The sequence below is a fragment of the Alteromonas sp. ABV4_150 genome (assembly GCF_056311745.1).
On record NZ_CM149971.1, the window covers coordinates 2,258,444 to 2,270,167 of the forward strand.

Sequence of the window (11,724 nt, forward strand, 5' to 3'; positions counted from 1 at the left end):
GTGTTGTTTGCGGGTGAGGGGGAACAGTGCGTAAAGTAAGAATCGGTTCAGTTATTCTAGCAAGCCCGCCTTTCCAGCCATTCTGATAAGTTCTGCGGAACTGCTTAAATTGAGCTTCTTATAAATGTTGCTGCGATGGTTTTCTGCGGTTTTAAGGCTCATATCTAGTAACTCCGCAATTTTTTTACTGGTGTTTCCTGCGGCCACCAAGAAAAAGACTTCTCGCTCTCTTCGCGTCAAAATACTCAGCGGCGATACGTGCTTTTGACATTGCTCACTGGATGACTGGGTTAATTCGTCAGGAAAACAGGTTTTGTTGGTCGCCACTTTTTTTATTGCATCGACTAAGCTGTCGCCAGACGACTCTTTTAATATATAACCTTTTGCGCCGGCGTCGCGCATGGCGTCTATATATTCCACTTCGTTGTGCATAGACAGAACAAGTATCTTTGCGTCTTTTCGCTGTGACAATATTTTATCAATGGCAACCAGTCCGCTCATGCGCGGCATGGAAATGTCCATCAAAATAACGTCGGGGGAATGTTTAAGCACCGCGGCGATAAGCTCAACGCCGTCATCACATTCCCCAACCACATCGATATCTGGGTTTGAATTTAGCATTTGAGACACGCCTTGACGCATGAGTACATGATCGTCGGCTAACACTACACGAATTGTCATACAGGTACCGTTACTGTTGTTCTTGTGCCTTGCCCTACAGCAGAATCTACTTCTAGCGTCGCGTTGAACGCGTCGGCCCTATCGCGAATACTTGAAAGACCTATGCCAGGCTCTATTGCTTTACTATCAAACCCTATACCATTATCAAAAATATCTAACCGAATAACGTTATGGTGGTGAGAAACCGTCAGGGTGAGATGTGTTGCTTCACTATGTTTTATAGCATTTACCAGCGTTTCTTGCGCGATTCTAAACAATAAAGTGCTTATATCTTTAGAGAGATCAGTTGGCAAAGTTATATCCGTTTGATACTCAATATCCTCATTACTAAGCAAGTTGCGACACAGCCAGTTTAGTGCAGGTTTTAGACCTAGGTCATCTAAAATGGTGGGGCTCATAAGTCGCGAGAGCTGCCTTACATCATTTAGCGCCATTTCAGCAATGCCGTGTAGTGCTTCTATTTCAGGCGATGAAGATGAGAGCGCCTGCAGTCGTCTTGTAAGCCCAGTAAGTAACTGCCCGATACCGTCGTGCAACTCTCTAGATAGCTTAGCTTTTTCTGACTCTTGCTGGGCCCACAGGCGCTTTGCAAGCTGCTGAAGTACTTCTTGATCAGCGTCTAGTCTTGCCTGCAGTGTTGCCTGGAGTGCCTTAATACTCTCTATTTCTTTGGCTAAATCACTCAAAATAAGCATCCCTGTAGTCACCAGCTTGTTTTTCAGGTAATTGAGACAGCCACTGGGGTGTTAGCCGATCAACGGTGTCTTCTTTACCAGGGATAGCGCGATAGTATAGGTGATTACGCCAATAAGAAGGGTATAGCGCGAGTTTTTGCTTGAGCTTTTCAACTGACGCTTCATCACCAAACAGTGCGTTTATATACAACCACTGTAAGTATTGTTGGTAATAGGTAGGCTTGATTAGCGTGGTGAGCTTTTCCATAGCACTACTGGTTTGGGGGAGAGAAAGGCGCTGCTGCATATCTAGCAAAATCTTTATTTCAGTAATCACGGGCACATTGTTATTGTTTAGAAGCGTGTTGTAGATGTCGCTACTTTCATCGCGAAGGTTACCTTGATGATGCTTTAACCCCAATGATAACCACTGATAAACGGCAAACTGCTCGTGACTTTTTTCGCTGATATTGGCGGATACGGACTTAAGCGTTTCCTCTAAGCATGGCCAGTTTGCGGTCAGCAAGCATATTTCACCCTCCCATAGTAATACTTCTGTGTTTGCGCGGCTATCTTCTGAATCTTGAGCTAAGCGTTTTGCCTTTGCAGCATGTAGTGTGGCTTTTTCTAAGTTTCCGGTTGCAAAGTTTAAATAGCTGAACAGCAGATTATTTATCATTTTTTCTTGGTTATGTTGAGTACCCAGCTTTTTATCAACGCTTGTTAGGTACCTTGAAGCAATGTTTTTGTCACCCTTTACTAAACTCAATTGGGCAAGATTTTGATGGGTTCTAAGCAGGTGAGATTCATCACCGTTTCTCTCAAACAGCATCTTAGCCTGCTGCCAGTAGATTTCGGCAAGTGAAATGTCACCAATTAAAAAGTGCATGTAGGCAACGTTGCTCATACTTTGGGGCTGAAGCACCTTGTCATCGGTTTGAACGCGAATATCAAGCCCTCGTTTGTAGTAATCTAATGCTCTTGCAAACTGCCCTCGCTCTTCAAACATAAAACCTAAGGTGTCGTTAACGTGCGCTTCTTGTGCCAGGTCACCTAAATCATGAAGTAGCTTTACTGCTTCTTCTAGCGACGCTTCAGCAGTGGTGTAGTCGCCTGTAAGCGACGTAGCAATAGCATAGTTTGCTAAGGTTTTGGCTCGTTGAGAAGGCTGTGTTTTCGCATCTCGCAGCGCCAGCGCATCCTTAAAATAACGCGTCGCTGCTACATTGTCGGCCGTTCGTAGGTAGGCAATACCAAAAGCATTCAGCACTAAGCTTTCGCCCTGGGTATCCTTGGCCTGGCGAAATGCCACAAGTGCGCGTGTTAACGAATCGCTGGTGGCTGTTTCTATATCTCCGTTAATAATCTGCAAACGGGCTAGCTCGAACCACAGTTGCCCATTATTAGGTCGAAGTGCTAGCGCCGCTTTGTAGTCGGCCATCGCTTTGACGTCTTCGCCTGCCCACTGGTATATATCGGCTCGCATTGATAGTAATTCTGGTCGGTTGGGGAACTGAGAAACCAGTGCATCTATCGATTGTTGTGCAAGTGCTAAATCTTCATTGAGTTCAGCTCTTAGAAGCTCACTTTGTAGTCGCCAATAGGGGGCTAGGTTTGAAATGCTGGTTAAGGTTTCCAGTGCCTGCCTAGCTCCATCATAGTCGCCAATATTGATCCTATTGCGGGCTTTGGCTACCCATCCACCAGGATAATCTGGAGTTGTCGCTATAATGGCATCGATAGCATCTGCACTATTTAATGTCTCGCCCTTTTGCCATGCGCTATCCAGCGCATCTAGATAACGTAAATCAGGGAGTGGCTGGGGGGATTGAGTTTCAACAGCATCAAATAGTTGCTGAATTAACTTGTTGGAAAACTCCCCTAAATCCTCAGAAAGGGTGTTTGCATCTACATTGTGCGACACTGCAAAAATTTGCGTATTGGCAGGCATGCTGAGTACGCTCGCGTGAAGTAAGTACGCACTATTACTGGTAGGTGTCGCATCAAGTAGCAATACACTGTTAGCTGCAAGCGATGCGGCCAAATCAGTACGATCATTATCACTCGTAAAGGGGGCTAACGCTAAATTGCTCACCAGAGCTTGGGTCTGTTCTTTATTGTCTAACACTATATTGGGGTGGGTAGACAAAGGATAGCGAAGCAAGGTGTTAATGGTTTCTAAAAGCGGATACTGAGGGTCGTTCAATACCAAAAGCTGAATAGGGCTATCTGTCGCTAATTTAGGAGGGCTTTTTTGATACCGCGAGTAGGAAAAAATGCCGGCACTCACAATTAAGCCTAGTAACGCAATCACGGAAAAGCCAACAATGGTTTTATTTGGCACGTTGGCGCTGGCATTATCGTATAGAGCACTAGCATTTAGTGCTTGTTCCAGCGTAAGCCTCTTGGCAGGTAAGCGATGGGTTAATTGAGCAATGCAGGTTTTGCGCTTTTTTAACCACAAGAAATGGGATATGCCAACTCCTTCTTTTTCAACACAACTCAGCATGTCTTCAAGCACTTTACCTAAACTATAAGTGTCAGAATGCTCACTTGCTTTTCCGGTTTGAATAACTTCAGGCGCTGTGTAGCCTTGATGTCCGCTAGTTTGAACACCCGAAGCCGCGCTTTGGCCGATGCCAAAGTCGATAAGCTTAATGTCAGCGTTATGGTCGACAAGAATGTTGTCTGGCTTTATGTCGCCATGCTTTATACCTACTGTTTTACATGCCAGTAATGCTTCGATGAGCTGTTGTTGCCACTTATCGAAGTCAGCCTTGCTGATAGATCTTTGAATGCGGGTGTAAAGAGGCTCTCCTTCGATGAAGGCCATGGTAAAGAATGCGGTATCTCCGTCAGAGAAAACATCATGTACACGAATAATATTGGGGTGCTGCAGTTGTCTGGCAATATTGACTTCGTTGCGGATAGTTTGCATTTTAACTGGGTCGCTAGCACCACCCTCTATCACTTTAAGCGCCACTTTCACATCAAGTAGCTCGTCAATAGCACTATAGACACTCGCCTGAGCCCCTGAGCCCAACTGATCTACAATGCGAAAACGGTTAGCTAGGCGTGAATTGGGGTCAATAGATGACCCTAAAGCTAAAGCTTCAGTTTTAAGGGAATTTTTTTGCGACGAGAATACATCTGGCCTGTTCAAAGCCTTCTCCACACTTCACTAATTAACGCGAGGACGCCACTAAAATACGGTGTACGCCGCGCAAGCCCGTTTGCCATGGATAATACCAAATGGTCGACTGGCTTAATTGTTATTGTTCTTATTCTAGCTTATGAGTGAAAGTTTATGCTCTATTGTGTGGAATAACAAACGCATGGAAATCATATTTGCTAAGGAGGTGGCAAATTCTATGTCCGTTTGGGTAAAGTAACGTCGCCCTAAAGTAGAATCAGCATATAAAACGCCAACAGGTTTTTCATCTAAACACACGGGTACACAAACGGCTGCTTGAATACCGTGGTTAATTATACTGTGCTGCTGATTAAGCGTATTGTCACAAACAATATTGCCGATAGCGCGAACGGCATTTGTCTGCATACATTGATTGATGATAGTGCGGCTGCCGGTAAAATCATCGCCCTGCATCCAGTCTTCATACCCCACACCAAGCTGGTAGTTATTTATTCTATCAAACAATATCAGCGAAGCGCGCTCGCAACCAAGCGACTGAGTTAAACATTCTCTGGCGAGGTTAATAAGTGCAGTACTGTTGTTACAGCGCTGTAGTTGGTTTTGATATTGTTTTAGCTGTTGTTTGCGCCATTCACGCTGGCTATCAAGTTTTACAATATTGTTAAATGCAACGGGCGCAAATTTACAAGGAATTGGGCCAAGTTGTAAAACCTGGGGTTTGTCTAGCTTAAGATGTTTTACGGGAATGCCTGCGTTGCTGAAGCACCCTGTAGAGCTGGTGTCGTCTAGCTGCCAAATATGGTCGTTGTCAGCGCGTCTCGCAGCGCGTAAAACGATATGGGAGCGCGAGACTTGAGGGTGACGAATAACGATGTCCGCACTGTCGGCGCGACCGACTTGATATTCACGGCCCTCAAAAAGCAAGTGTTCACTTATGCTGCCGTTTCTTTTGGTAAAGGCAAACTGTAATGGCATAGCATCACCCTCGTCATTTCACTGTCGCTGAATTTTTGTCTTTTTGACAACCTATTAGCATGCCTGAACGCGCACAAAGCCACGCTGATTTTAAACCCGAATCGTTGTTCGAAAGTCAGTTTGGTTTAAAGAGCTGCAGCTCTATTTACAGTGTTCTTAAGCTAAAGCGCAATGTTTGCAGTTGAGTAAGCAGTAAACCTTTCACATTAACCACGTCGCCACTAGACCGCCAAACGTCGGCGATTTGACTTCCAGGCGCGTTATCAACCAGTGTGATAAGGCTATCAACCGCGGTTAATGCTGCATCATCATCGTTTATCGCTAGCGCTGATTGAATATCATTTATTCCGTTATCAATGGCTGCTTCTAGCAGTGGAGCAATCTTGTCGCGATTACCATTAATAATCGTACTTAAAGAGGCAACTTTGTCGTTAATAACAGTATTAGCAGGTCGATTGTCGAGCAATATAATGAAATCAGAAAATTGACCTGTGCTACCACGAGCGCGAATACTTCCAGATGACATAAGCACTGTTATATCTTCAAATTGCCCGCCATCGTGCGAGGTAAATAAACGCCATGGAATAGTCGGGGTGTAATGAATAGCTTTAGTGTAAAGCTCAACCGTGGCCAAGCCTTCAAAGCCAAATCCTGCGTCTGTTTTCGGCGAAATAGAAACAAGAACAGGAAAACCTGAAACGGCGCTTGTTAGCACAGAAGGCAGGCGGTCGGTAATGGCTAAATCCGCAGGGTCAAGCAGTTCGGCAGTAATATCAATAGTGTTAGCATTGAGACCAATACTGTTTTCAAACTCTACAGTCAAATCAACTTCAATTAAGCTGGTTAGCGAAAGTTTCGCCTGAATTTTATTATCATCGACAGTTAAGGTTGCAGGAGTAACAACTTGCGCATGTGCAGTTGAGAATAGCAGTAATGCAGTGGCGGCAACAACGGTGGTAAGTTGTCTGAATTTCATCGCAGTAAACATCATAGGATGACCTCTTTCAGTGTTGGTTAAAATTTAACCTAAAGCGGTGCCATTATCAATTCAAATAATGGCACCGTTTTCAGTGGCTTGCGATTTTATTCGAAATACTGAGTGAAAAAGCGTGAAGCCAGCACAGCATAATGCGCTCTGGTTACTACGGTATCGGGCGCGAAACTCGCAGTAATAGTTGGCGTGATGCTAAATGGGCTTTGCTCTACTCCGAACTCAGCGTTGATAAGAGACAAAGTAAGCGCTAACTGTACATAGCCTTTCATATCAGTCGGAATACTGTCTTGGTCCTCTAGCACAACCTGCTGACCATTATAGTCAACAACGATGTCGGCGTTAGGGTCGAAGCTAAGTGCTGCCTTCTTCAAGACCTAACATTTGAACAAGAGAATAAGCAATATCTAACTTGGTTACGCTAGCAAAGGGGGCGGCGCTGCCGTCTACGCTTCTTAGAACAGGTGCTTGTGTACGAAGCTTGTCTTTAAGCGCGCCGCCATTAACCATTACCGACTCGATGAATGCCTTGTCAAATCCTGGCACTGTACCAATGTTAGGACGCTCTTCGTTTAGCAGGTCACGGTACTGTCTTACAGCGCCCCCCATTACTGCATAGCGAGCGAAGTCTTTGCGCTTAAGGCGAGCATCTGGCGAGAAACCACGTCTATTAATAGCGTCCATTAGGCGCTCGCTAACAGCGAACTCAATGGCATTTTGTTGAGGATGGCCTTCCACATCATCCATACCTTCAAAACCACCACTATTTTCAAACGACACAGTCACATTGAATGTTTCAGGCAGGCCCGGGCCGTTGGTTAACCCAAATGGGTCGGCCTCGAGGCCCGAAAGCGACGTTAGCCCATAAACATATACTCCCCAAGTGCCAGGCATGGCAGGAGCTGCAACACGCATAGTCGTAGTAAGCACTGGCGTTGTAAGGTTGCCGCGATATTCAGTACCGTCTGGCGCAACAAGAACAAGCTTGGTTAAGTTTGCGAAACTATCTGCAGACGCTTTAACAAGTACTTCTTCTGTTCCTACTTCAAATTCAATAACTTCAGGAGCACCTACTGGAGAATAAAATACATCGAAGTTTTCTACACGGTCGCTGGTGGTAACCAATGCGTTTGCTTTGAAGCTTTTGCCATCTAGGTTATTAACCGTAATTTTATGATCCATGTCTTCAAGAAGGGCTGCGGCAACCGCAGAGCGAGCGTTTACATAACCCGCACCTACTTCCCAACGCTCATAACCCGGCATATTTGTAGCAGTTTCTTGAAGCAAACGCTTAATGGTTAAGTTATCAAGATTTGGGTTGGCTTCCAGCATTAATGCAATAATGCCTGACACATGCGGTGTCGCCATAGAGGTACCGGAAATCATGGTGTAGAAAGGTATGTTTTGAGGCTCTATCGCGCCAATATCACCATCACCACCATTGGCTGCTGCGTTTAATACAGCGCGAGTAGAAATAATGTCTACACCTGGAGCAACAACGGTTACGTCGTTTGTATACGTCCACTCAGTGCCGTCGGGCATTGTAAAATCACCAGATTCACCTTTAAGGCCGCGAGATGAGAAATCAGCAAGTTTGCCAAACTTATCGCCCGCACCCACAGAAATGCCCCAAGGAATCTGAGCATATGGGTTGTGTGAGTCTTCTCCGGGGCCGCTATTACCGGCTGCGAAGACACTAATCATTCCCATTGTGTGAGCTTTATAGCTGGCTAGTGATATAGGACCAAGTGGCTCATACTTGCCGCTTGATCCCCATGAGTTGCTGATAACTTTAATAGGGTTGTCGAAGGTGTACTGCTTGCTAATCGCGTAATCAAAACCGCCAATGGTATCAAGTAGTAACACCGCTGCACCCGAGCCATAACCAATGATATCCGCATCTGGTGCTGCGCCGCGGTGCTTGCCGCCAGACATAGCGCCAGTACCTGCGATAGTGCCTGTAACGTGAGTACCGTGGCCTGAGTTTAAGTCTGTATTTACTTGGTTAGAGAGTGTTGGGCCCGTAATGCCAACAACAGACAATGCACCTGGGTTCAAGATCGCTTGCACATTATCCACCACGGTGTCACCAAAGAAGTGATCTTGATGAGATGCATCAATACCAGAGTCAATGACTAAAACCGTTGAACCTTTGCCGGTAAATTCGACATTGTTGCGCGACGCAAATGCTTCGCCCTGCAAATCGGCAACACCTGTAATTTCACGTGCATCGGCGTTGTACAAGCTCATCTCACGGTTTGCAAACACCGAGCGTACACCGTCAAATTGTGCAATAGCCTCTATTTGTGCCTTAGTTGCTACTACGCCAATAATTGGCAAATTTTTAAATTGAATGCCTTTGGTAATTCCCAAGTTCAATAGCTGGGTAATTTGTGATTCAGCAAGCGGCGACAGCTGGTCGTAAGTAACTACTGCCATCAATGATTCTGTAGGCGATAACGAAACGAGTTTATCGGCCATTTGGGTGCCAATGTAAGCGTCAGCTAGCGTATGGGCCGAAGGGCTTGCCAGCATTGCAGCAGCTAGGGTAGATAGGGCGAACTTCTTCATATTCTTCTCCAAATTCTAAAGGCTGCGTTCTTCATTGGTACGACAAAGAATATCGTTAGTAATATTGTCGTCAGTACTGTCGAACGCGTTAGGTATACCTGATAGTCAGTCGTATACTGTCACGCGGCGTTAATCGGGTTACGTCATCGCAGCAAAGTACGCCCTAATAGTGGCTTGTCGAGATGGAGGAGAACATAGGGGTTTCACCCTAAAAGTGAGAGTTTTTTAAACAACGCAGCGATTTAAATTTGTACAAAGGTTTAATAATAAAATATCTGTTTAACCTCTATATTGACGACGTATGTTAACGTTTTTTCAGCGTTTATTAGCTTTTATTTATGTAGCTTGTATTCGTTTTTCTCCCCAGAGGAGCTAGTCATGAAGTTCGATTCTATTAAATCTCGCCTAGTTTTAATGACCCTTGTTTGTGTCATAGGTATGGTGGGGTTAGTTGCTAGCCAGCATTATTTCACCCAACAACTTATTGGGCTACACCAGCAGCGTGATGTATTGCTAAGAATGGGGCAAGACCTGCTGCAAATGCGACGACATGAAAAAGACTTTTTGCTTCGTCATGAGACAGTGTATTACGACAAATTCCTTGAGCGGAGCTATGAATTTAAACGCCGGCTAACGACTCTTGTTCCCTTATTCAACGAATATAGATTGCCTGTGGCTGACGTGGAAAGCCTGTCATCTTCGATGGAAGCCTACAGCAGCACGTTTCGACAGGTTGTTTCACTTCAAGAACGGATAGGATTAACGCAAAATGAAGGCTTAAGAGCACGTATACTAGAGTTAGAAATCACGCTAAATGGTGGGCAGCTTACTCAAGACTCGCAAGCTAGTAGACTGCTAACTAATATTCAACTGGCTACGCGTAACTTTCAGATAACCCAAGAAGGGGTTTACGCAAGGCAAATGATGACGTTAAGTGAGCGTTTAGTGGCTGAAAATGGCGGTTCCGCTTTATTAAAAGACATTTTGGCTCAGTACAGAGAAGCACTTTTAGAGCTAGTTGATGCATTCAAAACTTATGGTGTAACTCACAATGAAGGGTTACGTGGAGAATTTAGACAAAGCGCTCACAATGTTGAAAGTCAGCTAAGCGGCGTTGATGCCGCGCTACAACCCATGATCGAGCAACAAGAAGCACAAGTACGTATTTATAGCTTAAGTATTGCCGCGCTCACATCTGTCGTGTTAATTCTGGTGCTGATCAAGAGTTTTGCGACATTTCATCGCGCATTTGTTAACTTTCTTACTTTCTTTTATCGCTGCAAGCGGCAGTATCAAATGATTGATACCAGAAAGTTAGGGTTTGCAGAGTTGAAGTCACTCGCAGAGCTGGCGAATGAAATGGTCGAGTCGAAAAGAGATATTGAAGCGCGACTCGCCAGCGTCGAAGCCGAGTTGGCCAATAAGAAAGCCTCATAGCTTTCATTTGAATGCTTAAAGTAGGTAGATTTTCTAAAACGGCCGACTCATTATTGCATTAACAAGGTACAAGCCAAGGTAGAAGCAAAGATGAAGTTTAACCGCTTAGGAAATAGCGATTTACAGGTGTCAGACATCTGTTTAGGAACGATGACATGGGGCATTCAAAATACCCAGCAAGATGCAGATGAACAAATAGCTTACGCCCTTGATAAAGGCGTTAACTTTTTAGATACCGCCGAAATGTATCCCGTTCCTCCTAACGCAAAAACCTATGGCGATACAGAGCGAATTATAGGTAATTGGCTTTCGCGAAATGAAGCGAAGCGCTCAGATATTGTATTAATGACCAAAGTTGCCGGCAGCGGCTTGAAGTATATCCGTAATGCTGGGCCAATTACGTCTGATGCAGTAAGCAATGCGCTTACTAATTCGCTAGAGCGTTTAAATACTGATTATATTGATGTTTATCAGCTACATTGGCCGAACAGAGTTACGCCTCATTTCGGAAAACATTGGCCTGATGGCGCGGACCCTACGAAAACGAATCGCGAAAAAGAAATAGAGGGTATGCGCGATATCCTTATGGGAATTAAGCGCGCGCTAGATGAAGGAAAAATAAGACACTGGGGTCTGTCGGACGACACGCCTTGGGGCATCCACATTTTTCTTACCCTTTGCAAAGAACTCGATATACCTCTCCCTGTATCTATTCAAAACGAGTTCAGCCTACTTCACGCGAAGGATTGGCCGTATCTCATTGAAATGTGTGAGCTAGAGAATATTGCCTATTTACCGTGGTCGCCACTGGCCACGGGTATGCTAAGCGGTAAATATCAAAACGGTGCGCGCCCGGAAGGGAGTCGATGGACATTAGCTCAGCGTATGGGATTATTCAGAGATAAACCGCCTGCGCAAGCTGCCACTGCTGAATACATGAAAATTGCTGAAAAAGCAGGAATAACGCCTTCGCAACTCGCGTTAGCATGGTGTCAGCAAGTACCTGGTGTCACCTCTACTATTATTGGGGCAACCACTATGACTCAGTTAAAAGAAAATATCGATGCGTTTAATATTTCGCTCTCAAGCGAGACGTTGAATGATATTCACGATGTATTTAGAAGGTATCCTCTTGGCTTCTAATAGCTAGTGCTTATTTGATGAAGAATGGCGGGTATATCCCGTCATTTTTGTGTCACACGGTGGTAATAGTATGGTTTTTTCTGTATTAACTCGTACTC

Annotated in this window: 9 protein-coding genes; 2 read left to right on the forward strand and 7 right to left on the reverse strand. The window is 45.0% G+C overall.

Going from position 1 to position 11,724, the window contains the following annotated elements:
* Positions 1–51 precede the first annotated feature (51 nt).
* From ACYX4M_RS09900 to ACYX4M_RS09930, 7 genes are all read right to left on the reverse strand, one after another.
* On the reverse strand, positions 52–681 hold the full coding sequence (locus ACYX4M_RS09900; protein WP_476079963.1) for a response regulator: 630 nt from the start codon (positions 679–681) through the stop codon (positions 52–54).
* Positions 678–1,367 carry a sensor histidine kinase gene (locus tag ACYX4M_RS09905; protein WP_476079964.1) on the reverse strand — a complete coding sequence of 230 codons (690 nt, stop codon included), beginning with the start codon at positions 1,365–1,367 and terminating at the stop codon, positions 678–680. Before ACYX4M_RS09905 ends, ACYX4M_RS09900 begins: the two co-directional genes overlap by 4 nt.
* Positions 1,360–4,518: a protein kinase domain-containing protein gene (locus ACYX4M_RS09910; RefSeq protein WP_476079965.1), complete on the reverse strand. Its 3,159-nt coding sequence runs from the start codon at positions 4,516–4,518 to the stop codon at positions 1,360–1,362. The genes ACYX4M_RS09905 and ACYX4M_RS09910 overlap by 8 nt, the downstream gene beginning before the upstream one ends.
* 123 nt (positions 4,519–4,641) lie before the next feature.
* On the reverse strand, positions 4,642–5,484 hold the full coding sequence (locus ACYX4M_RS09915; protein WP_476079966.1) for a GAF domain-containing protein: 843 nt from the start codon (positions 5,482–5,484) through the stop codon (positions 4,642–4,644).
* 145 nt (positions 5,485–5,629) lie between these two features.
* Positions 5,630–6,475, reverse strand: coding sequence for a DUF6689 family protein (locus ACYX4M_RS09920; protein WP_476079967.1), 846 nt, complete (start codon positions 6,473–6,475; stop codon positions 5,630–5,632).
* A gap of 92 nt (positions 6,476–6,567) precedes the next feature.
* Complete coding sequence (locus ACYX4M_RS09925) at positions 6,568–6,849, reverse strand: hypothetical protein (protein WP_476079968.1); 282 nt, start codon at positions 6,847–6,849, stop codon at positions 6,568–6,570.
* Complete coding sequence (locus ACYX4M_RS09930; protein ID WP_476079969.1) at positions 6,830–9,046, reverse strand: S8 family peptidase; 2,217 nt, start codon at positions 9,044–9,046, stop codon at positions 6,830–6,832. Before ACYX4M_RS09930 ends, ACYX4M_RS09925 begins: the two co-directional genes overlap by 20 nt.
* Before the next feature lie 378 nt (positions 9,047–9,424).
* Here ACYX4M_RS09930 and ACYX4M_RS09935 point away from each other — a divergent pair, with 378 nt between their 5' ends.
* The gene (locus tag ACYX4M_RS09935) at positions 9,425–10,483 is read left to right on the forward strand and encodes a chemotaxis protein (protein ID WP_476079970.1); all 1,059 of its coding nucleotides are present in this window, start codon (positions 9,425–9,427) and stop codon (positions 10,481–10,483) included.
* A gap of 90 nt (positions 10,484–10,573) precedes the next feature.
* Positions 10,574–11,626, forward strand: coding sequence for an aldo/keto reductase (locus ACYX4M_RS09940; protein ID WP_476079971.1), 1,053 nt, complete (start codon positions 10,574–10,576; stop codon positions 11,624–11,626).
* The last annotated feature ends 98 nt before the right edge of the window (positions 11,627–11,724 follow it).

What these genes read in the sequence shown, in the direction of transcription:
- ACYX4M_RS09940 (WP_476079971.1), top strand. Translation starts at nt 10,574, where the DNA reads ATGAAGTTTAACCGCTTAGGAAATAGCGATTTACAGGTGTCAGACATC.
- ACYX4M_RS09930 (WP_476079969.1), bottom strand. Translation starts at nt 9,046, where the DNA reads ATGAAGAAGTTCGCCCTATCTACCCTAGCTGCTGCAATGCTGGCAAGC.
- ACYX4M_RS09900 (WP_476079963.1), bottom strand. Translation starts at nt 681, where the DNA reads ATGACAATTCGTGTAGTGTTAGCCGACGATCATGTACTCATGCGTCAA.
- ACYX4M_RS09920 (WP_476079967.1), bottom strand. Translation starts at nt 6,475, where the DNA reads ATGATGTTTACTGCGATGAAATTCAGACAACTTACCACCGTTGTTGCC.
- ACYX4M_RS09935 (WP_476079970.1), top strand. Translation starts at nt 9,425, where the DNA reads ATGAAGTTCGATTCTATTAAATCTCGCCTAGTTTTAATGACCCTTGTT.
- ACYX4M_RS09915 (WP_476079966.1), bottom strand. Translation starts at nt 5,484, where the DNA reads ATGCCATTACAGTTTGCCTTTACCAAAAGAAACGGCAGCATAAGTGAA.